This window comes from Acinetobacter sp. YT-02 (assembly GCF_002412355.1).
Lineage (GTDB): Bacteria > Pseudomonadota > Gammaproteobacteria > Pseudomonadales > Moraxellaceae > Acinetobacter > Acinetobacter towneri.
In genome coordinates, this window is record NZ_NOZT01000031.1 from 21569 (window position 1) to 47499 (window position 25931).

Consider the following 25931-nt stretch of genomic DNA (forward strand, 5'->3'; position numbering starts at 1 on the left):
GTTTTTATTTGGAATAGGATGGGGTTTGCGATGTGATTACTTGGAATTTAAGTCTTCAACTCACACTAAGCAATATAGTTCTGTTTTGGATTTAAATCGGCACAATTCAAAGGATTTAAGGCACATTGCAATTCATCAATTTGCTGCTCACTGACATAGCCTTGTCCAATCAGGTATTTTGCAACGTGGTCATCTCTCAGGCTTATAAACGCAGCATCGTACACGCCTAAATCGACAAATAAGGCTGCCGTTTCAAGACTGTTAAAACGGTCTAAATACACGTCATTGCCATACAGTAGAAAAATATGTTCAGTGGGTGCATGCGCATCGACTTTTAAGCGTTCTGCCAGCTCAAAAGGTGAGGTTTTAATGAACAGCAAATCGGACAATTCATCAAATTGAGCTGTATCGAGTTGTGCCTCATCTGTTTTGACTTTGCCTAACCATGCTTTAAAGACCAGTACCGCACCACCACGTAATAACATACTCCAAATATGCTGGCGGGTGCTTTGATCTAAGCCTTGCGCTTCTTGTTCCAAAACATCCAGTAATTGCTCCTCCTGTGCTGAAAGTTTGTTGAACAGACCTAAACCTTGTGGTTGATACGCCGCAGGGCGAAACACATCAAAATTGAGTTCTTCAAAGACTTGTAGGGCTAAGGGTACTGCGGTTTGATACAGGGTATTCAGCGCTTGTAGATGAGGAGCTTTGAGTTTGCTGTTTTGAAACAGACGATCCCAGTGAATTTCGGGCAATAGCGCATTTACGCCATATTGACGCTGTAGCTGCTGTGTTTGTTCTGCGAGCTGCTGTTCATGGTTCACGGTATTCATGAGATTCTTCCTAAAACGTGAAAACAGGTCGATCAACGCTTAATAGGGCAGGAAATTTGTTTGGATGTGGCTTGAAGATGAATGCGCTGATCATTTCTTGTACTTAGTTATGCGCGCAGATAGTCAATAGATGTATAAGACTAAAGTCTAATGTATTGCAATGTGCTCAGAAAAGCCTTTACAAACTCGGCAATTAAAGAAATTGTAAGCAAGTTTGGGTGTATTTGCTTACGATCTTGTCAGACTTTGCTATAGCGAATCTGACCATGATATTTAATGTGAATTGTAGCGCATCAAAAGGCAGTGTTTTTGAAAAGTTTGGTCAATTGGTGTGCTGCATCAGGTCAATCGCTGTCAATATTGACAGCAAATGTGTTGGATTTTCATTGTAGCCATATTTCGCTATGTAAAGTGAAGCTTGGTCATCAGACTAACAAATGTAACCAAACCAGAAAATGTAACAAGGTCGGTGCGTTCATCTCAGCTTTATCTCTGTGGGATGAGCGCCCCAAATTAGCCAAAGTTAGGTATGTGAATCAAGTCTCCGAAATTTTCAGACCCGATAACCAAGAACGTAGCGATGCTGGTTTTAATGGTTTTTTCAGCAAGACGATGTTGAGTTCTTTTAAGCGTTGCGGTAGTTCTGGATCAGAGTCAGCAGTAATTAACGCCACAGGTACATCGGCTTGACGATGTTCCAGAATAAAATCTAAACCGATTTTATCGTCATTTAAGTGCTGATCGACCAACCAAACTTGAATGTGCTCACGTTGAATCAACTCAATTGCTTGTTCAGGTTCGGTGGCTTTAAATACGTGATAGCCCCATTTACTCAGCAGGGTCGCCATGCCTTCCAAAATGGTTTCATCATTGTCTAAACACAAAATTTTATAGGCTTTGGTTTTCAACGGCACCACTTGCACAGGTGCAGCCACTACTTTTGGAGCTTCGACAATCGGCACTTCAATCATAAAGCACGAGCCTTTGCCCAATTCCGAATAGACATGCACAGGGTAGTTCAGCAAACTGGTCATACGCTGCACAATCGCCAAGCCTAAGCCCAGACCTTGCTCACCCCAAGGTGAAGTATGTCCACAACGTTCAAATTCCTGAAACAGTTTAATGCGTTGTTCTTCGGCAATGCCTGGGCCTGTGTCCCAAACCCCAATCCGAATATGCTGTGGATGCTCGGCAGAACGCAGTACCCCTACCACAACACGCCCTTTGGCGGTATAGCGCAGCGCATTGCTGACAAAGTTTTGAATAATACGACGAATCCATTGTGGGTCGGTATCAATCCAGAACTGTACGTCATGCACACGGAATTCAATGCCACGTTGTGCCGCAATGGATTTAAATTGCAGGCTTAAATCGCTGAGTAAGTCATGCAGTGGATAAGCCTGACGTTTCGGCTGAATCGTACCGCCTTCCAAACGGGCAATATCCAACAAGGCCGAGAGCATACTTTCTGCACCATGCAGGGCACGATCCAGTTGTTGCAGGGTTTTACGGTCTTCATCGGACTGAATACTTTGCTCTAAAGCCGTACTGAATAAGCGCGCTGCATGCATAGGTTGTAATAAGTCATGGCTGGCTGCGGCAATAAAGCGGCTTTTGGACATATTGGCTTTGTCGGCTTGTTCACGAGCCAATTGTTGTTCGGACAAGGCATCGGCCAATTGTTGGGTACGATCCTGCACCCGTGCTTCAAGTACGGCTTCATTTTCACGGAAGGCAGTAATATCGGCAAAGGTGGTTACAAAACCACCGCCTTCAATTGGGTTGCCACGCATTTGAATGACACGGCCATCTTTACGGATGCGCTCAAACTCATGCGCACTGCCCATTTTCATCCAGTGAATACGTTTACGCACGTGTTCTTCAATTGAGCCCGGACCACATTCACCACGTTCTGCGTTATAGCGAATCAAATCGGCAATTGGGCACCCGACATAGACAATATCTTTAGGATAATCAAATAGTTTGAGATATTGATTATTCCATGCTACCAAACACATATTTTCATCTACCACACTCACGCCTTGGGTCATGTGGTCAATCATGGTCATGATTAGGTTTTGGTTAAAGCGTTGCCATTGTGAGGCTTGGTCAAGAATATTCGCAACTTGCCCTAAAGCGAGTCCGTTATTGACCATGGCAGTGGTGAGCAAAGTACGCGCAGATGCTGCACCAATGGTGCCTGCCAAATATTGTTCGGTAAAACGCCACCACATGCCGTTGGCATTGGCATTTTCATTCAGCACCACATTATTTTGCTGACTAAACTGCTCAAAGGCTTGTCGGGTTGGAGATTCGCCTGTAATGCGTTTTGCCAGTGTGATTAAATCGCCTACTTTTAAACGCGCTACATCCTGATGTGAATAGCTGACCTCGTTGCTCATGTTCTGAGTTGGCAAAGGCTTGGTTTCATAATAAAAGAAACTTTCGGCCTGAATCTGTTCTGCCACACTTGGGCGGAAAATACGTGACACCCAAACATATAACAAAATATTTAAACCGAGCGCCCAAACTACCCCATGTGTGAGCGGGGCAAAAGATTCAAAGCCAAGCAAGGCTTCAGGGCGTAACCAGTTGATGCCTAAAGGTCCCAGCAATAAAAATTCACGGGTAAACTCGCTGAACTGACTTGGCAGGCTGCGTAAAATAGTCGGAAGTAGCAGGGTATAGGCCCACATCGCAAATCCAACAATTAAGCCTGCATAAACGCCCTGTTTACTGCCACCACGCCAATATAACCCCCCAATCAGGGCAGGGGAGAACTGTGCCACTGCACTAAAGGCCAACAAGCCAAACACAGAAAGTTGATCAATATCGTTAAAGAAGTTGAAGAACAGGAAGCCGAGCAGCATCACCGCTAAAATACAAATGCGTCGGGTGAATTTCAGTACCAAAGGCAAGCGCTTGTCATGGCGTGAGAAAATGCCCATGCGCCACAAGGCAGGCATGATCAGGTCATTACTCAGCATGATCGACAGTGCTACTGAAGATACCAATAGCATGCCTGTTGAGGCGGAGAATCCTCCCAAGAACGCCAACAGCGTCAACCAGTCTTGGTTATAACTGAGTGGCAAAGACAAAACCGCTACATCTGGGATGGCTAAATATTGCGGAGCTGCGTGCAAGGCCCAACTGGCAATTGGAACAATCGCGATGGTGGTTAAAATCAGATAAACGGCAAACCAGCGACGCGCACCCCGAATATGTTTTTCATCGCGCAGTTCGACCACAGCAACGTGAAACTGACGCGGCAAACAAATAATCGCTAATGCCGCCAATAAGGTTTGCACCCAAAAGGTTTCAGGCACACCAAACAGCTGTACTTCATGGAAGGTAATTGAAACATCATTGGCAATTTGATGAATATTGTCAGGCGCTTCAAATACAAAGAAGAAGGCCACAGCCAGCAAGGCAAATAGTTTGACAAAGGACTCAAAGGCAACCGCAAGCATTAAGCCGCCGTGTTGTTCGGTATTGGCAATTTGTCGAGTACCAAACAGCATCGCCAAAATAGCCAATAAACCTGTCAGGAATAACACCGCATTGGTGGTACTTTCAACATTGGTGCTTTGATCCAAAATCACTGCGGCACTCAGCGCAATTGCGCGTAATTGCAAAGCCAAATAGGGAATAATTGCAATCACCGCCAAAATTGTGACCAGTGATGCCAATGGCCCGCTTTTACCGTAACGTGCAGCAACAAAGTCAGCAATCGATGAAATGGCGTGGTGTTGTCGCACTCGACCTAAACGTCGCCAAATATCATAACCAACAGCGACAAACAGCAATGGCCCTAAATAAATGGGTAAAAAAATGATCCCTTCACGAACGGCTGCGCCCGTTGCACCATAAAAAGTCCATGATGAACAGTACACCCCTAAAGTTAAGCTGAACATGAGCATGCGCCCACGCGTGCTTAAACGACTGGCGTGTTTTTCCCCATAGAAAGCACAGATAAAAAGTAATGCGATATAGAGGGCTAAAACCCCCATAATGAGCCAGCTGTTCATGATGCCTTAAAAGTATCGACAATAGGGCTATGATAGCCTATTCCATTGCCTTTGCGCTGAGGTTGATCATTTTTTTAGCGACCAAAGTCTAAATTGCAAATCGGCTCCAACATTGTTAATTTTAAGTTCGAAATAATTCGAATTAAAAATTTGCGCCTAAGGCAGGGCGCTTGAAGGAGCAGGTTATGGATGAGGTACAAGTAGATCGTATTCTACAAAACCCAAAATTCAAAGAAATGGTTCGCAGAAAAAGTAACCTAAGCTGGACATTAACAGCAATCATGTTGTTTGTGTACGTAGGTTTTATGCTTTTAGTGGGCTATAACAAAGAATTCTTATTGAGTTCAATTTCAGGTGGTGTGACGACTTGGGGTATTCCACTGGGTCTGGGCATTATCGTTTTATCTTTCATTTTATGTGCAGTTTACTCATCAATTGCGAATGGCAAACTTGACCAGTTGAATGAAGAAGCGATGCGTGAAGTTGAAGCAATTACACATGAGAAAGGACCGCACTAAGATGAAATGGAATTCATTGAAAGCACTGGCTGCGTCTACTGTATTAATGTCAGGTATGGCATTTGCAGGACCAGATTTAGGTGCAGCAGAACAGCAGCCAACCAACTGGCCAGCAATTATTATGTTCTTGATTTTCGTTGGCGCAACTTTGTTCATTACTAAATGGGCAGCGAAGCAAACCACGAGTACTAAGGACTTCTATACCGCAGGCGGTGGTATTTCTGGTTTCCAAAATGGTCTAGCGATTGCAGGTGACTATATGTCAGCAGCATCGTTCCTCGGTATTTCCGCAATGGTGTTTATGTCAGGCTTTGATGGCTTGCTATATTCACTAGGCTTCATGGTGGGCTGGCCAATTGTATTGTTCTTGATTGCTGAGCGTTTACGTAACTTAGGTAAATATAACCTTTCTGACGTGGTATCGTTCCGTCTAGCTGAAAAGCCAGTACGTACCCTTGCAGCATTCAGTTCACTTGTTGTAGTTGCGTTCTATCTGATTGCACAGATGGTAGGTGCGGGCCAGTTAATCAAACTACTCTTTGGTTTGAACTACAACCTTGCTGTAGTAATCGTGGGTCTACTCATGATGGCTTACGTAATGTTCGGTGGTATGTTGGCAACAACTTGGGTACAGATCATCAAAGCGGTGATGTTACTTTCAGGTGCAACTTTCATGGCCTTCATGGTAATGAAAGGTGTGGGCTTCAGCTTCACTAACATGTTCGAGCAATCAATCCAAGTATTCTCTAAAGTACATGACTTGAGCTTGGCAGATGCTGCAAACATTATGGGTCCTGGTAAGTTAGCCTCTAACCCAATTGATGCAATCTCGCTTGGTCTTGCATTAATGTTCGGTACTGCAGGTTTACCACATATCTTGATGCGTTTCTTCACTGTAAAAGATGCAAAAGAAGCGCGTAAATCAGTTGTAGTTGCTACAGGTTTCATTGGTTACTTCTACCTATTAACGTTCATCATTGGTTTTGGTGCGATCCTTTATGTATCAAACAACCCACAATTCCTTGATGTTGCGAAAATGGCAGTTACTGGCAAGTTAGAACTTGTTGGTGGTAACAACATGGCTGCGGTGCACTTGTCTGACGCAGTTGGCGGTGACTTGTTCATGGGCTTCATTTCAGCGGTAGCATTCGCAACAATTCTTGCGGTTGTAGCTGGTTTGACATTGTCTGGTGCTTCAGCAATCTCTCACGACTTGTATGCTAACGTATTCAAGAAAGGTCAAACGACTCCTGAATCTGAACTTCGCATGTCTAAAATTGCAACTTTAGGCTTAGCAATCTTCGCAATGATCTTGGGTATTCTTTTCGAGAAACAAAACGTTGCGTTCATGGTTGGTTTAGCATTCTCTGTAGCGGCATGTGCGAACTTCCCAGTACTGGTATTGTCGATGTTCTGGAGAGGCTTAACGACTCGTGGTGCGGTAATCGGTGGTGTTGCTGGTCTAGCTTCAGCAGTAACCTTGATTGTATTGTCTAAAGCAGTTTGGGTCGATACGCTGCAAATTTCTGATACACCAATCAACCCATTTAACGGTCCTGCGATCTTTGCAATGCCACTTTCATTCTTCTGCTGCTGGTTCTTCTCTATTACAGATAACTCTGCGCAAGCACAAGCTGAACGTAAAGCATTCGATGCACAGTTCGTACGCTCACAAACAGGTATTGGTATCTCTGGTGCATCTGACCACTAAGGTCTGAAACACCTCAAAAAAGTCCCAGTCATGGGACTTTTTTTATGCCTGTATGTTGGCTTGAGCAAGCATGCCGATAAATATTTTGAGCATTTGTGGATACGGTTATTGAGATATGCAATTTTGATACAGAGAGATTGCATTGCATGCGCAAATAAGCTGCTATGTTGGATGCAATATAAAAAGAATAGGCAGCAGATATATGTACATATTAGACAATGTCTGGAAAAAGTTTCGGGTTTTGCCTTCGGCATGGCTGTTGTTTTTGCAGTTTGTGATTTTGCTGCTCTCACTCTTTGCGCATCACCATATGCCCTATAAAGTCATCACTTGGATGGTAGGGGTATTGGTGTTGCTGCTCATCGCCAAAGTGATTCGACAAACGCCAATGTTGAGTGTTTTGGGGCTAAGTTTTGTGTATGCGGCTTTGTTCTTTTCATTCTTTATTTTACTGGGTGTGCGGCATCCACTTATTCTGGTGATGAGTCATGCCTGTGAAGCTGCAGCTTATTTTAGTGCCGCTTATGGTTTATTGCGCTATATGTTTCATGACCGTTACTTAACCAAAGATGAGTTGTTTGCTGCTGCAGCGGTATTTACCTTAATCGCTTGGGGTTTTGCTTTTTTATATAGCATCTGTCAAATTTTGATTCCGCAAAGTTTTCAGAACCCAAATGCTGCAGGTTTGCAAAGCTGGCTTGATTTACTGTTTTTAAGTTTTAGTTTGCAGTCCGCGACAGGCTTATCCGACCTTATACCGATCAGTCCCGAAGCACGGGTGATTGCCATGTTGCAAATGTTCTGTGGAGTAATGTATTTGGCATTGATCGTGTCACGTTTAATCGCATTGCAGTACATTCGCCACCTACCGCATCATCACCATGATGATTCATCTGAGTAAAACGGCAGTTCAAATTTTTCATGACATATTTCAGGCATAAAAAAGACGCTCAGATGAGCGTCTTTTTTAACTTCAGTGTCTAATGTGAAATTAGAAACGGAATTTAGCGTTTACACCAACAGTTTGAGTGTCAACAGCTTCGCCTACAGCATTCGCATTTACATAGCTAGCACCAACTGCAACTGCAGGAGTGATGAAGTAGTTTACGTTCGCGCCCCAAGCAGAATCGACAACAGAGTCAGCACTTGTTTCTACATAAGAAGCACCTACGCTAAGCGCTGGTGTTAAGTAAAGATCTGTTTTTAAGTTGTACATAGTATCTTCACCATATACAAGACCTGCTTCAAAACCAACAGCCATATTGGTGCCGTCAATTGCGCCTACGTATTTTGTACGTGCAGTGATTGCATCTTGATCTTGATTGATTGTGCCCGACTCAAGTGCTGCTTTAGCAACACCATTAGCAAGGATGTTGAAAGCATCATAAGAAGTTTGGTCTGCAACGCTTGTATAACCTACAGCAACTAAGAAGTTCGGCGCTACTACTGCACCAAGTTCTAAGGCATAACGGTCGCCTTGGTCATCAAACTCAAGGTTATTTTTGCTGTCATTAATTGTATGGCTATATGCTGCACTTGCATAAACTGGAACCAATTGAGTTGGTACATACGCTTCAGCTTTAGCGCCATATGTGTGAGAAACGATATCTAAACCATCTTCGTCATATTCACCATAGTTGTATGCTAAAGAGAAGTTAGACGCTTGGTTTAAGAATGCAGCTTCAGCCAATGGACCTTTAGTCGCATCAACATTTTTGAAGTAGTAAGTACCTTGAACAGCACCAGTGAAATTCTTATCGTTTACTGTATTGTCGATGTATTCAGATTGACCTTGAACTTCGAATTGGTACGCTTGAGCACCGGTCATGGCTAATAATAATGCAGTGGCTAAACCGAGTTTTTTTCATGATAGTTACCAGTTTTGTTAAAAATGGATGAAACATTGATCATTTTAGTGTAACAAATTATTAAATCAATGAACTAAAAGGACTTTATTTAAGAATTAAGTCCAATTGACTTTGGTGTTTAAAAAATATTCAAATAAAATTTTTGCTGTCAACCTAAAAACTGTATGGATAACAAGTCGATATGTTCGTTTTTGCAACAAAAGTAGAAATAATAAGCAAAGCATTAATTGGGTTAATCGATAAATTTAATTGAAATTATCTGTAATAATAATTCTTGGAGAGTGAAGAATAACGGAAAAATTCACCTGTTTTAGGGTGAAATCATGATTTTTGGATAAAAAACAAACTAAAAATAGGGTCTGTTCAGAATAAATTTGAGTGGAATAGTCGGCATAATGTGAATTTAATCACATTAATTTTGACTATTTGTATAAAAATAAATCAGACTAGTTGACTGGGCTTTACATAAACTGTGATTTATTTCATAATTCCACCATGAAGTCCTACTACTTAAGTCGGGTTTGTAAATTATGTGACTTATCTCATAATTTAACCATCAAATCCTAAGCTTGGTTCATCCAGTAGTGCGATCTGATTCTCCATAATTGTTTGCTTTTTATCTGCCCAACTTTCCCCAAGGTTGGGTTTTTTTTGCATGTGAAAACGCAAATGGTTTTGCGAAAATTGCACCGATATGGTGCAGTATGAGGGTGTGATATGATCAAAACCCATAAAAAAATCCCAGTTTTCTTTCAAAAACTGGGATTTTTCGCCAAAATTTGCGGGTAAATTTAGTTTACTGCTGAGGAAAAACTAAACTCGCCCTAATGAGGTGCATTATGCACCCAAATGTTGCATCTGTAAAATATTTTCTGCATGCTGAAACATTATTTTTTGTATTTGTTGTTTTAGGTAAGTCGGCGCAGGGCATGCTTTTAGAAATTTTCTTGAATGAGATGACTTAGTTAGACGGCTTTAAAATATAAGTGAATTAATTATCTTTTTTGTAAGTAATTTAAAGATTGCTCATGTAATATAGTCGCCGATTAAGTGATCAAGTCCACGATTTTGCACAGTTATAATGACGTAGGTGAAACTTAGCATGATGATGAAATTGCGCACAGAGCATATCAGTCAGCGACTGTTGATCTCGATGATCATTATTATCGTGTCATTGCTTTTTATTTGCGTTCCTCTGATGGTGAATAGTTATCAGAGTTATCAAAAAACAAAACGTGCTTTAATTGAAATTTCCGTATTAGGCAAAGTGGCTGAACTGACCAATAGTATTTCGCGTGAACGAGCGCCTGCGAATAAAGTCATGTCGAGTTCAGCAGCTGAATTTCAGCAAAATTTACAAGAACTGAAAGCGTACCGTGCTGGCGTGGATCAACAAGTAGAACAGACCATCAATATTTTAAGAAAAGAAGGTTTTATTATCCATGCGCATCATTTATCGCATCAATTAAAGACCGCTTTAGAACAAGGGCGTCAGGCGGTCGATGAATATGCAGCAACTCCACAGCATTTGCGTAGCTCTCAACAGATGGATCATGCGATTCAAAAAATGTTTGCGGCATGGGACAGTTCTCAGCATGTGCTGAAACACGTCATGCTCGATTCAGTGGCAAAAGACTCATCGGTATCGACCTATTATAGTGTGATTTTTGTTCTTTCAGATTTGCGTGATCAAGCGGGAAGGGTGGCATCCAATATTATTGCCGCGGTAACGTTTGCTGAAAAAATTCCTGAAACTAATTTGGCGAGCTCTTTGCAAACCCAACGCCAAGCTTATTATTTGTGGGATTTAATCCATACCATTTTGCCTGAAGCACATAAAATTCCTGAATATAATATTTTGCATGATCAATTAAAAAGGAGTTTCTGGATGATGGAATTCCTATCGTCAATCAATTGATTCAGCAAAGTATTGATGGGCAACCCTATTCATTGACAGGCACTGAACTCACCCAAAAAATGGTGGATAAATTCAACACTGTGGTCAGTTTGCAGTCATTTATATTAGCGCACAGTTTGCAGGTTGCGCACAAAGATTATCATCAAGCTCAGCGTATTTTCATTTTAACCCTAGTAGCGTCAATTATTTCGTTATTGGCTGCTATTTTCACCATGGTCTATGCGCGCTCAAAGGTCTTTATTCCTTTAATTCAGGCACGCAGCCAAATTTTACGTTTGGCAGCTTATGAAGATGAAGCTCAAGGTACGCAAAATCCAGACAAGATAACGCTCTTGGAGGCTATTCAAAAACTAAAACAACGCCTAGAGCAACGTGATATTTTAGAATTTCAGCTGCGTAATATTGCCAATACCGATGCCTTAACTGGTGTTTCCAACCGTTTGGCGCTTGAGGAATACATCAAATATTTAGAACATCGACCTGAAAAATTGAGCAAAACTGGTCTGATTATTATGGATGTGGATAAATTCAAACACATTAACGATACCTTCGGGCATGTGGTAGGTGACCAAGCTTTAAAATGTATTGCCGATACACTCAAGGCGCATGTCCGTGCCTCAGACTTGGTGGTGCGTTATGGTGGCGATGAATTTTTGGTTTTGATTGAGCAAATAGAATTTACTGAGGCGCTGTATTTGGCAGATAAATTGCGCTGTCATATTGTAAATCAAGAAATTTTTATTCCAGAACTGAATGATTATATTCAAGTGTCAGTCAGTGCTGGCGTGGCGGTAGGTGCTGCGTCATGGAGCAGATTGTTGGAAAAAGCCGATAAACACTTATTTAGAGCCAAAGCACGTGGGCGCAATGCCGTTGCTGGTGGGTAAGTTGCAGTAAGTGATCCCATTCCGAAATGATAAAAAGCCTAGAGTGAAAGATTCAGCACAGGTTTTGTGCTGAATCTGTATTTAAAGTTGGATGGGCTAAAAACTGAAATAATCTATTTAGCCTTTCAGCATGGGTTTTAAAAATTTTGCGGTATGTGAAACTTTAGATTTTGCGACAGTTTCAGGTGTGCCTTCGGCAATGATTTGTCCACCGCCTGCACCACCTTCAGGGCCTAAATCGACAATCCAGTCTGCAGTTTTAATCACATCTAGGTTGTGTTCAATCACCACAATGGTATTACCCTTGTTGCGTAGCTCATGCAGGATGTCGAGCAATTTGGCAATGTCATGGAAGTGCAAACCAGTGGTCGGTTCATCCAGTACATACAGGGTTTTGCCTGTATCTCGTTTGGCCAGTTCACGCGCCAGTTTTACGCGCTGTGCTTCACCGCCAGATAAAGTTGTAGCTGATTGACCAAGGCGGATATAACCCAAGCCAACCTGATTTAACGTTTCCAACCGACGATGAATCACAGGAATGGCATCAAAGAAATGCATGGCATCTTCAACGGTCATTTCCAAAACATCAGAAATATTGCGACCTTTATAACTGACTTCCAAAGTTTCGCGGTTATAGCGTTTACCATGACAGGCATCGCAAGGCACGTACATATCTGGCAAGAAGTGCATGGCAACTTTAATCATGCCATCACCCTCACAAGCTTCGCAGCGTCCACCTTTAACGTTAAAGGAGAAGCGTCCTGCTGCATAGCCACGTGCTTTAGCTTCAGGGGTTTGCGCAAACAGCTCACGAATTGGAGTGAACAAGCCTGTATAGGTCGCGGGGTTCGAGCGTGGCGTTCGCCCAATCGGGCTTTGGTCAATATCCACCACTTTATCTAAATATTGCAAACCATCAATCGAGTCGAATTTTTCTGCGGTTAATGTAGTTGCGCCATTTAATTGTGTTGCAGCCAAAGGCAACAAAGTACGGTTAATTAGGGTGGATTTTCCTGAACCCGACACGCCTGTGACACAAGTCATTACCCCTAAAGGCAAAGTGAGATCCACTTTTTTCAGGTTATGTCCTGCTGCGCCCATTAGCTTAATTTGTTGTTCGGGATGTGGCGGTTGGGTGCGCGTTTTCGGCACTTCAATTTTTAATTTGCCCGATAAATACTGCCCTGTTAGGGAGTCTGCATGTTCGGCCAGTTCTGCATAGGTGCCTTCGGCAATAATATGTCCACCATGCACACCTGCACCTGGGCCAATATCAATAATATGGTCGGCAGCGCGAATCGCATCTTCATCGTGTTCTACCACTAACACTGTGTTACCCAAGTCACGTAAACGAATCAGGGTTTCCAACAGGCGATCATTGTCACGCTGGTGCAAGCCAATTGAAGGTTCATCTAGCACATACATCACGCCCATAAGCCCCGCACCAATTTGAGATGCCAAGCGGATACGTTGTGCTTCACCGCCTGAAAGAGTTTCGGCGGAGCGTGACAGACTTAAATAATTCAAACCCACCGACACTAAAAAGTGCAGACGTTCACGAATTTCTTTAAAGATTTTATCTGCGACTTCACCTTTGGCCCCTTCAAGATTTAAGCCTTGATAGTAGTCTTCGGCATCGCCAATCGACATTTGGGTAATTTGAGCAATGGTTTTGTCTTTCACGCGGACATTACGAGAGATTTCATTTAAACGTGAACCACCGCAGGCATCACAGGCAGCATTAGATAAATACTGCGCCAAATCATCACGTACATAATTACTTTCGGTTTCACGGTAACGACGTTCTAAATGCGGTAACACGCCTTCAAACGCAATCACACGTTTATGGTGGCGTCCACGTTCATCAGTATAGCTCAGGTCAATTTTGTCTTTACCTGTGCCATACAGGAATTTCTTTTGTGTCACGCTGTCCAGCTGATTCCATGCCGTATCGAGTGAGAGTTCATAATGTGCCGCGACTTTTTCCAGCATGCTGTAATAATACGGACGCTGTCTGTCCCAGCCGCGAATTGCGCCCTGACTAATCGACAGTTCAGGGTTTGGAATCAATTTTTCCGCACTGAAATGGCTACGTGTCCCCAAACCATCACAAGTTGGACAAGCGCCAAAAGGGTTGTTAAATGAGAACAGGCGCGGTTCAAGTTCTGCCACGGCACGGTCACATTGCGGGCAAGAGTGCTTGGCCGAAAAAATACGATCAGGTTGTTCCGCATTCATCCACGATAAAATGGCTAAATCGCCACCTAAACGCAGTGCAGTTTCAAAGCTTTCGGCAATACGGTTGCCCAAATCATCTCGGACTTTAAAACGGTCTACCACCACTTCAATGGTATGTTTTTTCTTTTTATCGAGTTCTGGTGGTGGGTCAATGTCCATGACTTCGCCATCAACTCGGGCGCGTACAAAACCCTGACTTTGTAGCTGTTCAAACAGATGCACATATTCGCCTTTACGCTCACGAATCACAGGCGCGAGTAGCATTAAGGCAGTGCCTTCTTCCAGTGCTTTTACAGCATCGACCATTTCTGAAACAGTTTGCGCCACCATTGGTAAATCATGTTCAGGACAGTAAGGTGTGCCGACACGTGCATACAGTAAACGCAAATAGTCGTAAATTTCGGTAATGGTACCCACGGTTGAACGCGGGTTATGGCTGGTCGATTTCTGTTCAATGGCAATTGCGGGACTTAGACCTTCAATCGAGTCGACTTCAGGTTTTTCCATTTGCGATAAAAACTGGCGTGCGTATGCAGAAAGCGATTCGACATAACGACGCTGTCCTTCGGCATAAAGGGTATCAAACGCCAGTGAAGATTTTCCTGAACCAGATAAACCCGTAATTACCACAAATTTATCGCGTGGAATATCAAGGTTCACGTTTTTTAGGTTATGGGTACGTGCACCTCGAATACGGATATGACTTTGGCTCATAAAAACTTCTCGATATTTTGCAAATGAAAAACCTATATATGATAGCGCATGAAAATTGTTCAAGTGTTATTTTTCATGCTTTATCGGTCATGGCTTGTCGCACTGTATGGAGTGATCCCCATACGGTGCGTGAGGGCGGCCGTTAAGCTTGATCTAAACCCGGCCACTGACGTTGATGATAGGCGCTATCCCAGAATAACCATTCCAGTTCTGCAGCTTTGGTGTAGGCGTGGTGCATTTTTTCAAGGGTATCGGCATCACAGCGCGCAGCAACACGGTCTATGGTTTGAATCACATTATTGACTGCGGTGTGGAATTCCTCGCCCGAATAGGTATCGACCCATGCCTGATACGGATTATTCGGTGCAGAATTATTGACGATATCTTTACCAACTTCGGCATAAATCCAGAAACATGGCAGTAGTGATGCCAATACCACAGGATAGCTTTCTGACCATGCGGTTGCGACTAAATAAGAAGTGTAGTGATGACAGGCAAGGGTCAGCGGAGTACTTTCAAATTCCTGTTTGGAAATATCAAACTCCTGCATAAAGCTGTCATGTAAGGTACGTTCCACCACAATTGCGATTTTGGCGGCATCTGCGAACTGAATAATATCATCTGCATCAAAAGCTTTAGCCGCACAGACTGCCAGTGCACGCCCGTAGGCAATTAAGTAATGTGAATCTTGAATCACATAATGTGCAAAAGCAGCTTTACTTAAGGTGCCTTGTGCCAACTCCTGATTAAATGGTAAAGCGAGCGTCTTGTGATAAAGGGCAAGGTTACGTTGCCAAGCGTCTTGAGAAAAGCGCATCCTAAATTCCTAATATGTCGTTGCATTTCACTATAGCAGTTTGGGAATGAAAAACACGGTTTTCACGGTATCTGATCGGGAAACCAAAAATCATACGAAGAATTTTGCCGAAGTTGAGGAAAAAGCGTCATAATTGCAGCATAAAATTTTACATTCTCAGTTTTTGTCCGATTTAAAATTCGGGCAATTCAATTTTCAGAATTTTTGTATCTGTTAAAGCTTAATCAAAACTGTACTTTGCGTTGATGGTACAGATTCGGCAGATGAAAAGTTCAGATCAAAATATAGTGATAGGTCGTTTCTCATGATGAAACATTTTGGTTTCTCAATCGTATTTTCGATTGTGTGTCTTGCGCTATCTGCATACTGGGGCTATACCCATGGCCCAGAAGCAGGTGTGCAAACCATGCTTACCGCACTAACCATTACCGCAATTTTGGCGATTATGGAAGTGTCGTTGTCGTTTGATAACGCGGTGGTGAATGCGTCAGTGCTGCGCGGTTGGGATCATTTCTGGAAAATGCTGTTTTTAACCGTGGGGATTATCATTGCAGTTTTTGGTATGCGTTTAATTTTCCCTGTGGTCATTGTGGCGGTCACTGCCGATATGGGCATGATGGAAGTGGTGCAACTGGCATTGAATGATCCGAAGCAATATTCGGCTAAACTGATGGCACATCACCCTGAAATTGCTGCTTTTGGTGGCGCATTCTTGTTGATGGTTTTCCTAAACTTTTTCTTGGATGATGAAAAAGACACGCACTGGTTTAGATGGTTTGAGCGTCGTTTGAGCAATCTGGCAAGCGTGCCTGCCATGTCGGTATTTTTGGCCTTAGTGACTTTGTTAATCATGGCGGCCAATGTGGTGGAAGATAAGCGCCTTGTGGTGACGATGGCGGGTATTTGGGGCATCGTGATTTATATTGGCGTACAAGTGCTGAGTCACATGTTGGGCGGTGAACCAGAGGTCGATGAACAGGGCAATGCTGTGCGTCATGACGAAAATGGCGTACCGACAGGCGTGGTGAAAGCGGGTATTGGGGGCTTTTTATATCTGGAAGTGCTAGATGCCTCGTTCAGTTTTGATGGTGTCATTGGTGCATTTGCAATCACCTCTGATGTGGTGATCATCATGTTAGGCTTGGCGATTGGTGCAATTTTCGTGCGTTCGATGACGATTTATTTAGTCGAAAAAGGCACGTTGGATGCCTATATTTACCTTGAACACGGTGCGCACTATGCGATTGGTGCGTTGGCCTTTATTATGATTGCCAGCGGTACAGGCTTGCATGTGCCAGAAGTGGTGACAGGTTTAATTGGTGTTGCCTTTATTGTTTGGGCGGTGATTGCATCTATTCAATTTAAAAAACGTCAGGCAAAAGCGGGTTAATGCTATGGTGATGCCCGTTGCTGTATTGCCGCGAAATCACAGAGCAATACGGTGATGAAGACTGTATAAAATATAAATTTGGGTGCACAACGTTGCGCCCTTTTTTATTGAAAAAGTAGGGTCTGTTGAATAAACATCGGGAAAAATCAGCATCCTTAAGCTGAATGTTGTAGGATATCTGCAAATTCAAAATTATTTAGTTTTAGTCGATTGATATGATGAATGCCTTAGAACGCCGCTCGACCTTTGCTTTAAGCAGTATTTTTGCATTGCGCATGTTGGGTCTGTTCATGATTATTCCTGTATTTTCAGTAGCAGGGCAGTCATATCAATACTCAACTCCTGCACTGATTGGTCTTGCCGTTGGTGTTTATGGACTCACCCAAGCCATTTTACAAATTCCGTTTAGCTTAATTGCAGACCGTTATAGCCGTAAGCCATTGGTGGTTTTTGGCTTATTACTGTTTGCTTTGGGTGGTGCAATTGCAGCCATGTCTGACACCATTTATGGCGTGATTATTGGTCGTGCCATTGCAGGTGGTGGCGCAGTATCTGCCGTGGTGATGGCATTACTGGCCGATGTGACCCGCGAAGAAAACCGCATGAAAGCCATGGCGGTGATGGGGATGAGTATCGGTATGTCCTTTGTGGTGGCCTTTAGTTTAGGGCCATGGCTTACGGGCTGGGTTGGTATTTCAGGGTTATTTTGGGTCACCACAGTGATGGGACTAGCAGCGATTCTCATGTTGTTATTGGTGCCTAAAGTCACGCGTCATCATCGTAATTTTCAGCAAGGCTATATCACTCAGTTAAAGCAAGTCCTGAAAATGGGCGATTTAAACCGTCTGCATGTATCGGTATTTACCCTACATTTATTGCTGACTGCCATGTTTATTTATGTGCCTTCGCAATTAATCCAATTTGCCGATATTCCTTTGCAGCATCATGGTTGGGTGTATTTGCCATTGTTGTTGGTCAGTCTGTTCGTGGCATTTCCAAGCATTGTTTTGGCAGAAAAATATCGCAAAATGCGTGGCATTTTCCTGACCGCGATTGCAGGTATTATTTTAGGGCTGTTGGTGCTGATTTTCGGGTTTGAATCGAAATACATCCTTTTATTGGGTTTGGGTTTATTCTTTATTGCCTTTAACGTTATGGAAGCCTTATTACCTTCGTGGTTGTCAAAGGCTGCACCAATTCAATCTAAAGCCACCGCGATGGGTGTAAATGCCAGCAGTCAGTTTTTGGGTGCATTCTTTGGTGGGATGATTGGCGGACAATTATTGATGCTCAACCACACCGCAATGGGTTGGAGTATTTTGACCGCGATTGCTATAATTTGGCTATTCGTTAGTTTTGGATTGGCGCAGCCGCGCTATCTTTCGTCTTTGGTGTTGCGTTTGCCTGAGAACCGAGAAACAGATGAATGGACTTCTCAACTTTTGGTAATTCGTGGTATTGAAGAGGTCGTGGTGATGTCTGACCAGCAAGTGGCTTATGTGAAAGTGGATAAACAGCAAATTGATGATGCTGCGCGACAACAATTAACGCACTTGTTTGGGAAAGAGGTAGCCATTTAAGCATAACTCTTATAAAGTAAATAATAGAAACAAATAGGAAGAAAACGTCTAATGCGTGGTGTAAATAAAGTCATTTTAGTGGGTACTTTAGGTCGTGATCCTGAAACAAAAACTTTCCCAAATGGTGGTTCTCTCACTCAATTTTCTATCGCAACCAGTGATGTCTGGACAGACAAAAACACAGGTGAGCGTAAAGAGCAAACAGAGTGGCATCGCATTGTTTTACATAACCGTTTAGGCGAGATTGCACAGCAATATTTACGCAAAGGTTCTAAAGTATATATTGAAGGTTCATTGCGTACGCGTCAGTGGACAGACCAAAATGGTCAAGAGCGTTACACCACTGAAATTCGTGGCGATCAAATGCAAATGCTCGACTCTGCTAACCGTGGACAATCTGACCAGCAAGATGGTGGCTTTGCTCAACCACGTTTTAACAATAACCAAGGCGGTTATGGCAATCAGAACCAAGCTCCAGCCACAGGTTATGCGAATCAAAATCAAGGCGGTTTTAACCAAAATCAGGGTGGTGGCTATGCCAACAATAACCCAAGTGGTTTTGCACCGAAGCCACAAGCTGCGCCTGCAACCGCACCTGCAGATTTAGATGATGATTTGCCGTTTTGAGACATACTAGAGATAGCCATTTGATTTAAAATGGAAAATCATCATCCAAACCCTTTGTTTCGACAAAGGGTTTTTTATGCAGATATTTAGCAAATATCTATTTTCTCGATTAAATTTCAAACTATGATAGGATTTATAATTCATAAATCCGATTATTTTTATAAAAAAACACTGTTTTACCGATTCTTTCGATTTTCGTATTCTAGCTACACAAGATAAGCAATCCCCGAAACGAATTGAGGAGTCATCCATGAGTTTAATCAATATCCAAGTCAAAGCATTTAACGCAACCGCTTACCACAATGGTCAATTTATTGACGTATCTGAGCAAGACTTTATTGGTAAATGGTCAGTGGTGTTTTTCTACCCTGCGGATTTCACCTTTGTTTGCCCAACTGAACTTGCAGATTTAGCCGATCAATATGCCGAGTTCCAAAAAATGGGTGTAGAAATTTACTCAGTATCTACAGACACGCACTTTACCCATAAAGCATGGCATGACACCTCAGAAGAAATTAAAAAGATTCAGTATCCAATGATTGGCGACCCAACTTGGACATTGTCTAAAAACTTTGAAGTGCTGATTGAAGCAGAAGGTTTAGCAGATCGTGGTACTTTCGTGATTGACCCTGAAGGTAAAATCCAAATTGTAGAAATCAATGCAGGCGGTATTGGTCGTGACGCGCAAGAGTTATTGCGTAAAGTAAAAGCAGCGCAATATGTGCATGCACATCCTGGCGAAGTTTGCCCTGCCAAGTGGAAAGAAGGCGATGCAACCCTAGCACCATCTATTGATTTGGTTGGTAAAATCTAATCGAATCGTCGCACTCAATTTTAAAAATCCAGAACTTCGCTTCTGGATTTTTTATGCTCATGATTTGTTTAACCATGTATAAGTTTCAACAAGATTATTCCATTCTTGCAATGCTGTATGCCAAATTTGCACTAGGTTGTGGTGTGATGAGCGATTAAGATCAAAACATCTATTCTCCTAGCAATAGGTGTAACACATGAAAAAAATAATCGGTTTATATCGCAACCAAAACATGCATTGGGTGGGCGATGGTTTTCCAGTCAAAAATCTATTTTCTTATGACCGTTTAGGGCAGGCGATCAGTCCATTTCTACTCTTGGATTATGCAGCGCCGTATCATTTTGATGCGACAACGGCACAACATGGAGTTGGCTCGCATCCACATCGCGGTTTCGAAACGGTGACACTTGCCTATCGGGGCGAAGTGACGCATAAAGACTCGGCAGGCGGTGGTGGCACCATTAAAACAGGTGATGTGCAGTGGATGACAGCAGGTGCTGGTGTGGTGCATAAGGAGTTTCACTCCAAAGACTATGCAGCACAAGGCGGGTTGTTTGAAATGGTACAGCTTTGGGTCAATTTGCCTGCTGCAGACAAAATGACGACGCCACGTTATCAAGCCATTGAATCTCAACATATTCCGACAATTGAGTTTGAAAATCAGGCGGGGCATTTACGTATTATCGCAGGTCAATATGCAGAGCAATCTGGGCCTGCCAGCACCTTTAGCCCTGTCAATGTTTGGGATGGACAACTGAAAGCTGCACAGACTCAAGCGCTGCATGTGCCTGTGGATCACAATACTTTATTGGTGGTGTTGGCAGGTGAAGTGCGAGTCAATGGCAGTCAACTTGTGCAAGATCACTCAGTGGTGTTGTTTGCTCAAGATGGCGAAGTATTAATTCAGCTTGAAGCACTGCAAGATACACAATTTTTAGTGCTGACAGGCAAGCCATTAAATGAACCCATTCAAGGCTATGGTCCATTTGTCATGAATACCAAGCAGGAAATCATTCAAGCTTTTGAAGATTTTAATCAAGGCAAGTTTGGTGAAATTCCGATTCAACATCAAGCAGGTTAAGCTTTAAAAAAATCTTAGCCAAGAAAAAAGCCTCTATCGAATATTCGATAGAGGCTTTTATCATTATTACGCTGTAAAGTTTCTCGTTTTAACGGATTGATCATATTCTTTATGATAATTATCTGTGATGTAGTTATCATTTTTGTGCTTGGTATCATAGCGTTTAGACATTTATTTGTAAAACGAAAATTATAAAACTGGTGAATTTATCTACATGGTTTAGAACACTATTTATAGTGTTTAGAAAATAATATGAATAAATTCTAGGGCTTATTTAAGCACTTCCTGATTGTTAAAAAATGTAATCAGATTGCCAATCTACTTTGTGTTGTTTCTCTGTGAAAAGTACACAATCTGGTAGTTTTTAATAGCTCATTTTCCTTAGGCATGGTTCATAATTTCATAAAGTATGTAAAAAGATGGATGATCGGTTTGGATATCGCAGTGATCGGTAGTGGTATGGCTGGACTGGCTACCGCAAGAATTCTTAAAGATGCAGGGCATAACATTACAATTTTTGAGGCGCTGCCTGGTCGTGGAATGGACAGTCATAGCATCGAATTTGAAGATGGTTTAATTGATGCGCCGTTACGGGTCATGAATCCACATTTGTGGAAAAACACCCTCAGCTTGGCCACACATTTAGGCATTAAAACTTATCCTGTGCGTACTTATATGGCGTGCAGTTGGTTATTTGAAGATCGTACCGAAACTTGGCTGACCACAAGCCGTACCCGTATTGGTAATTTCCCAATCATTAACAACCGTAAAGGCATACAACAATACGGCTGGCGTTTGGTAAAAGGCATGTTGCAGTTAAAAACAGCCATCGCTAAATTTTTCAAATCTAAAAACCAAGACATTACCCTTGCGGAATTTATCAACCGTAACGAAATTGAAGAAGTGTTTTGGCATGGTGCAGTGATGCCAGTGCTTTACACCATTTGTACTTGTGACCCTAAAACCATTGGTGAATGGCCAGCAAAACCATTGTTGGTATTTTTACGCCAATTGACTGATGGTGATGCATTATTGCGTTTACAAGGTGGCACGCCTGCATTGGTTGATAAGTTGATTGAAGGTATTAATATTCAAAGTGGTGCAGCGATTACTCGTGTTCATCAACAAGAAGATGGTGTAATTGTTGAAAATTCTGAGGGTCAGTCGCAAACATTTGACCGTGTGGTGATTGCAACGCCAACCACTAAAGTCCAAGACTTCTTGGACAATCAACAATTTGCAGAAGATATTGAATTGCTTAAACAGTTCAAATTCGAGCAGGGTGATTTGGTGATTCACACTGATCAAACGGTGATGCCGCCAAAACGTAAAGATTGGTCTGTTTTAAGTTATATGATGGATCGTAAATTTACTCGTCAGCAATTTACGGTATGGCTTAACTCGATCGAACCAACTTTGGTCGGTAAATCGCCAGTGTTCCAAACATGGCGTCCAGTTACACCAATTGATCCGAAAAAGATCATTTCAACGGTAACTTTAACCCGCGCTGTGGTGGATTCAAAGACAGTGGCATTAAACAAAGAGTTGCAGCAGCGCCATCACCAAGACAATCGTAAAGTGTTCTTCTGCGGTTCATGGTCGTGCGATGGTTTACCAATTTTAGAATCTGCAGTGACTTCCGCTATGCATATTGCAGAAATTTTTGGTGCACCATTACCGTTTATTGATTTAAAACCACAAGTTGAGGTTGCGCCGCAATTAGGTTATTAAGTTTAGGGTCTGTTGATATTTCATAAATGGTTTGTGCTGTAGGCTAAAACTGAGCAGATCAGGCATGAAACGCAGGGAATAGCGAGACTATTGCCAAGTTTCATAACGCAATCTGAGAAAGTTTTAGCCACAGCCTTTCAGGACGAGCATATTTTTTGCTGCTATTGCGTTATGAGTCAGTCATTTAGAATGACTAAATTTCCTGCCTCATGCCTTATATCAGCTAAAAAATATGCGTTGTCGCAAACATAGATGAATTATCAACAGCCCCTCTTTTTTGAATTAGACTGAGTCAGTATGAAATGGCAACAGGCGATACGACAGCATTTTCCAAAACATAAATATGCCATTCAAGCGGCATATTTGGGAGATACTTCCGCACTGCCGTGGAGCAATTTAGGTTATTGGTCAGATGCAGTGGGATCTGATTATCCCGCTGCATGTCAAAATTTAGCAGCGCATTTGGCCGCAGCAGTGCATTTAAATTCAAAAGATGTTGTACTGGATTTAGGCTGTGGGCAAGGTGCCAGTCTTAAATATTGGTTGGAACACTATCAAATACAACGACTTGAAGCTGTTGAGCTACAAGATCATCATGTGCAGTCGATTCGACAACATTTAAATTCAAATATTAAAATTCACGCTGCTTCATTTTTAAATTTAAAAGCACTTTTTCCACAACCACGTTTTGATGTGGTGTTCTGTATCGATGCAGCATATCACAGTCATTTGAATTCATTTTTAAGTCAGGTCAGTGCGGTTTTGAATTCAAACGGACGTTTGGGCTTTCATTATTTAATTTGGGCAGAACAAGCGCCACCACATGCATTCAAACAGCTGCAATATCGTGCCTTATTAAAATCTGCCGATGTCAATTTTAAAGATCTAATGTCCGCAAGTCAGCTTCGAGCGGTCTTGGCACAGTTTGAATTTAAACAGATTCAGGTGGAAGATTTGTCGGCACAGGTTTTGGCGGGTTTTGCTGATTATGTGTATCAGCATCTCAAGCATCAAATTCAAACGCGAGATGCAGACTGGTTTAAAATTGCCATGACCGCACGTTTATGTGCCAAGCTCTATGCAGATGGCTGGATTAAATATGTGCAGGTGAGTGCGGAAAAAGCTTAATCTATTGTAATGAGCTGTTAGATGATGGGATTTTTCGGTGTTTAGTTGTCCATGCTTAGCTTTAAATCCTACCCACCACATGAAACTGCTTCGGTAAAATTTTTGCGCCACACGTCAATTGATCTCCGACATAAGCCACGGCTTTATCATCAAAAAGAATATGATCGTGACTTTTTATAATCGTGGACCAACGTTGGCACTGAGGGCAGAAATGTCCATCACCCGCCACTAAAAATAAATTTCCCATTTGAGAAACACGCATTTGGTTGGCAAGGATGATTCCACCATGATTGGTCATGGAATGATGCGTTGCAAAGCTTTGAGCCATGAGGTCTTCCTTAAACTGGAAAATTTTAGAGAAGCATTGTTTTAATACTCAATTTTCTAAGACTTATAATTTTAAATTTTTATTTTAATTCACAAAAATATTTTTAAATGTCAGTTTATATGGATGAAACATCAACAAAATAGACCATCAATATAAAAATACGATCTGAAATATGTGTACAGCATTCTAAATCATAAAATACATTTAACAAGTGAAAAGTCACAATCTTGTATTGCAATTGAAGTTTTGCAGATACATCGAAGCCCTAAATAAATTGGAGATTCGAGCAGCATGAGGAAGATAAAAATATACGTTTATAGAAACAAAAAACCTCATAAATTAAAAACTTATGAGGTTTAATATGGTGCCGGCACACGGATTCGAACTGTGGACCTACTGATTACAAGTCAGTTGCTCTACCAACTGAGCTATGCCGGCGTTGTGTAGAGAATTTTACAGAATTTTTACGTGTGCGCAAGCCAAAAAGTAACCGTTTAATGCAGGGCATAGAGTTTTTGAAGATTTTGTACACAGTATTTTGGCGCGTTACAAACGAGGAAATCACATAGAAGGTTTTGTATGAAATGAGCCCAGCGGGTGGGCTCATTGAAGAAAATAACTTGAAATGAAGTGTGAAAAGCGATTATTTATTTCTTAAGATGCGATCTAAATCCTGTGCACATTCTTCTAAGGTAAAGGCCATATCAAGTTGCATTTGTGGTTTGAGTTCATTTGCGAGCGTTCTCCATTGTTCAATTAGGCGAATGGCTTTTTGAATCTTATGTTTGTTGATGTCTTTGGCGATGGTAGGCGTATATCCTCCACGTTTAGCATTTTTAATTTGTTTGACATAATTTTGGCTGTTATTCATGTTCGCTCCCGAATAGCAGTTATATATGTAAGGCATTTGCATGCTTTTATTATGCTAAAGCTTAATGATGACCCTTTTATGTAGAAAGCTGAGATGAACCGTACCGGGTTTGTCGGAGACTTTTTTATTTAAGTTAGGCCACCTGACCTAACGGGTTAATCTTATCATAGTACATTGCTTCAAACTCAAAAGGCGACTTGTAACCCAATGCACTGTGTACACGCTCTTTATTGAACCAATCTACCCAGTTGAGTGTCGCAAGTTGTACATCCGCTAAACCTTTCCAATCTGCTTTTAAATACTCAATCACCTCTGTTTTGTATAAGCCATTCACTGTTTCAGCCAAAGCATTATCGTATGAATCACCAGTCGTACCGACTGATGCTCGTAAATTTGCAGCTTCTAAACGATTGGTATAGCGAATAGAAAGATATTGAACACCTCTATCGGAATGATGAATCAAATTCTTTGGCATGCCTCGATCGTGCAATGCTTGCTCAAGTGCATCGAGTGCCATATCTGTATTCATCCGTGTAGATACTTTCCATCCAACAATGGCTCGTGAGAACACATCAATAATAAAGGCGGTATAGACCCAGCCTGAATGAGTTTGAATATACGTAAAGTCACTCACCCACAGTTGGTCAGGATGATCAGCATTAAAATTACGTTTCACTAAATCATCTGCTCTTTTTTGATCATCTCGGCTACGGGTGGTTTGTTTATTCTTACCACGCCAAACACCTTGTATACCTAGCTTCTGCATCAATCGAGTAACTGTACAACGTGCGATAACATAACCTTCACGTTTCAATTGTTGCCAGACCTTACGCACACCATATCGACCTG

At 42.1% G+C, this 25931-nt stretch carries 17 protein-coding genes, 1 tRNA gene and 3 pseudogenes; 11 read left to right on the plus strand and 10 right to left on the minus strand.

The window, feature by feature from the left end:
• Positions 1-65: 65 nt before the first annotated feature.
• Together CF596_RS09005 and CF596_RS09010 are read right to left on the minus strand one after the other, a co-directional pair.
• On the minus strand, positions 66-833 hold the full coding sequence (locus CF596_RS09005; protein WP_096902222.1) for a hypothetical protein: 768 nt from the start codon (positions 831-833) through the stop codon (positions 66-68).
• Positions 834-1369: 536 nt separating this feature from the next.
• Positions 1370-4861 (minus strand): PAS domain-containing hybrid sensor histidine kinase/response regulator, encoded by a 3492-nt coding sequence (locus CF596_RS09010; protein ID WP_096902223.1) that lies wholly within the window; start codon positions 4859-4861, stop codon positions 1370-1372.
• 185 nt (positions 4862-5046) lie between these two features.
• On the opposite strand from CF596_RS09010, the gene CF596_RS09015 reads away from it, so the two are divergent.
• From CF596_RS09015 to CF596_RS09025, 3 genes are all read left to right on the plus strand, one after another.
• Positions 5047-5379 (plus strand): DUF485 domain-containing protein, encoded by a 333-nt coding sequence (locus tag CF596_RS09015; protein ID WP_096902224.1) that lies wholly within the window; start codon positions 5047-5049, stop codon positions 5377-5379.
• Between the two features lies 1 nt (position 5380).
• Entirely contained in the window at positions 5381-7090 is a 1710-nt protein-coding gene (locus CF596_RS09020) for a cation acetate symporter (protein WP_096902225.1), read from the plus strand.
• A gap of 202 nt (positions 7091-7292) precedes the next feature.
• Positions 7293-7991, plus strand: a complete 699-nt coding sequence (locus CF596_RS09025) for an ion channel (protein WP_096902226.1) — start codon at positions 7293-7295, stop codon at positions 7989-7991.
• 90 nt (positions 7992-8081) lie between these two features.
• On the opposite strand, the pseudogene omp33-36 reads toward CF596_RS09025, so the two are convergent.
• A pseudogene (gene omp33-36 / locus CF596_RS09030) lies at positions 8082-8954 on the minus strand (porin Omp33-36); the annotation flags it as partial.
• 553 nt (positions 8955-9507) lie between these two features.
• Positions 9508-9690: a hypothetical protein gene (locus tag CF596_RS09035; protein ID WP_096902228.1), complete on the minus strand. Its 183-nt coding sequence runs from the start codon at positions 9688-9690 to the stop codon at positions 9508-9510.
• A gap of 373 nt (positions 9691-10063) precedes the next feature.
• Between CF596_RS09035 and CF596_RS09040 the strand changes: the two are divergent.
• Positions 10064-11763: pseudogene (locus CF596_RS09040) on the plus strand (GGDEF domain-containing protein).
• A 117-nt stretch (positions 11764-11880) separates the two neighbouring features.
• On the opposite strand, the gene uvrA reads toward CF596_RS09040, so the two are convergent.
• Together uvrA and tenA are read right to left on the minus strand one after the other, a co-directional pair.
• Positions 11881-14715, minus strand: coding sequence for an excinuclease ABC subunit UvrA (gene uvrA, locus CF596_RS09045; protein ID WP_096902229.1), 2835 nt, complete (start codon positions 14713-14715; stop codon positions 11881-11883).
• A gap of 142 nt (positions 14716-14857) precedes the next feature.
• Positions 14858-15532 (minus strand): thiaminase II, encoded by a 675-nt coding sequence (gene tenA, locus CF596_RS09050; protein ID WP_004970198.1) that lies wholly within the window; start codon positions 15530-15532, stop codon positions 14858-14860.
• Between the two features lie 304 nt (positions 15533-15836).
• Here tenA and CF596_RS09055 point away from each other — a divergent pair, with 304 nt between their 5' ends.
• The 7 genes from CF596_RS09055 (at position 15837) to CF596_RS09085 (ending at position 23883) form a co-directional block, all read left to right on the plus strand.
• The gene (locus CF596_RS09055; protein WP_004970195.1) at positions 15837-16922 is read left to right on the plus strand and encodes a DUF475 domain-containing protein; all 1086 of its coding nucleotides are present in this window, start codon (positions 15837-15839) and stop codon (positions 16920-16922) included.
• Between the two features lie 215 nt (positions 16923-17137).
• Positions 17138-18502 (plus strand): MFS transporter, encoded by a 1365-nt coding sequence (locus CF596_RS09060; protein WP_096902230.1) that lies wholly within the window; start codon positions 17138-17140, stop codon positions 18500-18502.
• A 51-nt stretch (positions 18503-18553) separates the two neighbouring features.
• Positions 18554-19129, plus strand: a complete 576-nt coding sequence (ssb, locus tag CF596_RS09065) for a single-stranded DNA-binding protein (RefSeq protein WP_096902231.1) — start codon at positions 18554-18556, stop codon at positions 19127-19129.
• A gap of 250 nt (positions 19130-19379) precedes the next feature.
• Positions 19380-19943, plus strand: a complete 564-nt coding sequence (gene ahpC, locus CF596_RS09070; RefSeq protein WP_096902232.1) for an alkyl hydroperoxide reductase subunit C — start codon at positions 19380-19382, stop codon at positions 19941-19943.
• A gap of 196 nt (positions 19944-20139) precedes the next feature.
• A complete protein-coding gene (locus tag CF596_RS09075) occupies positions 20140-21024 on the plus strand; it encodes a pirin family protein (protein WP_096902233.1) in 885 nt (294 codons plus the stop codon).
• Between the two features lie 423 nt (positions 21025-21447).
• On the plus strand, positions 21448-22755 hold the full coding sequence (locus CF596_RS09080; RefSeq protein ID WP_004970183.1) for an FAD-dependent oxidoreductase: 1308 nt from the start codon (positions 21448-21450) through the stop codon (positions 22753-22755).
• Positions 22756-23052: 297 nt separating this feature from the next.
• Complete coding sequence (locus tag CF596_RS09085) at positions 23053-23883, plus strand: class I SAM-dependent methyltransferase (RefSeq protein ID WP_096902234.1); 831 nt, start codon at positions 23053-23055, stop codon at positions 23881-23883.
• A 70-nt stretch (positions 23884-23953) separates the two neighbouring features.
• Here the strand turns inward: CF596_RS09085 and CF596_RS09090 are convergent.
• The 4 genes and pseudogenes from CF596_RS09090 to CF596_RS09105 all read right to left on the minus strand — a co-directional run.
• A pseudogene (locus CF596_RS09090) lies at positions 23954-24211 on the minus strand (PAAR domain-containing protein); the annotation flags it as partial.
• 362 nt (positions 24212-24573) lie between these two features.
• Positions 24574-24649: transfer RNA gene (locus CF596_RS09095), tRNA-Thr, on the minus strand.
• 205 nt (positions 24650-24854) lie between these two features.
• Positions 24855-25082 carry a hypothetical protein gene (locus tag CF596_RS09100; protein ID WP_004970172.1) on the minus strand — a complete coding sequence of 76 codons (228 nt, stop codon included), beginning with the start codon at positions 25080-25082 and terminating at the stop codon, positions 24855-24857.
• Between the two features lie 133 nt (positions 25083-25215).
• Positions 25216-25931, minus strand: a 716-nt coding sequence (locus CF596_RS09105) for an IS3 family transposase (RefSeq protein ID WP_143228679.1), incomplete at its 5' end; no start/stop codon positions are given.

What these genes read in the sequence shown, in the direction of transcription:
- CF596_RS09005 (WP_096902222.1), bottom strand. Translation starts at nt 833, where the DNA reads ATGAATACCGTGAACCATGAACAGCAGCTCGCAGAACAAACACAGCAG.
- CF596_RS09010 (WP_096902223.1), bottom strand. Translation starts at nt 4,861, where the DNA reads ATGAACAGCTGGCTCATTATGGGGGTTTTAGCCCTCTATATCGCATTA.
- CF596_RS09015 (WP_096902224.1), top strand. Translation starts at nt 5,047, where the DNA reads ATGGATGAGGTACAAGTAGATCGTATTCTACAAAACCCAAAATTCAAA.
- CF596_RS09020 (WP_096902225.1), top strand. Translation starts at nt 5,381, where the DNA reads ATGAAATGGAATTCATTGAAAGCACTGGCTGCGTCTACTGTATTAATG.
- CF596_RS09025 (WP_096902226.1), top strand. Translation starts at nt 7,293, where the DNA reads ATGTACATATTAGACAATGTCTGGAAAAAGTTTCGGGTTTTGCCTTCG.
- CF596_RS09035 (WP_096902228.1), bottom strand. Translation starts at nt 9,690, where the DNA reads ATGGGTTTTGATCATATCACACCCTCATACTGCACCATATCGGTGCAA.
- uvrA (WP_096902229.1), bottom strand. Translation starts at nt 14,715, where the DNA reads ATGAGCCAAAGTCATATCCGTATTCGAGGTGCACGTACCCATAACCTA.
- tenA (WP_004970198.1), bottom strand. Translation starts at nt 15,532, where the DNA reads ATGCGCTTTTCTCAAGACGCTTGGCAACGTAACCTTGCCCTTTATCAC.
- CF596_RS09055 (WP_004970195.1), top strand. Translation starts at nt 15,837, where the DNA reads ATGATGAAACATTTTGGTTTCTCAATCGTATTTTCGATTGTGTGTCTT.
- CF596_RS09060 (WP_096902230.1), top strand. Translation starts at nt 17,138, where the DNA reads ATGATGAATGCCTTAGAACGCCGCTCGACCTTTGCTTTAAGCAGTATT.
- ssb (WP_096902231.1), top strand. Translation starts at nt 18,554, where the DNA reads ATGCGTGGTGTAAATAAAGTCATTTTAGTGGGTACTTTAGGTCGTGAT.
- ahpC (WP_096902232.1), top strand. Translation starts at nt 19,380, where the DNA reads ATGAGTTTAATCAATATCCAAGTCAAAGCATTTAACGCAACCGCTTAC.
- CF596_RS09075 (WP_096902233.1), top strand. Translation starts at nt 20,140, where the DNA reads ATGAAAAAAATAATCGGTTTATATCGCAACCAAAACATGCATTGGGTG.
- CF596_RS09080 (WP_004970183.1), top strand. Translation starts at nt 21,448, where the DNA reads ATGATCGGTTTGGATATCGCAGTGATCGGTAGTGGTATGGCTGGACTG.
- CF596_RS09085 (WP_096902234.1), top strand. Translation starts at nt 23,053, where the DNA reads ATGAAATGGCAACAGGCGATACGACAGCATTTTCCAAAACATAAATAT.
- CF596_RS09100 (WP_004970172.1), bottom strand. Translation starts at nt 25,082, where the DNA reads ATGAATAACAGCCAAAATTATGTCAAACAAATTAAAAATGCTAAACGT.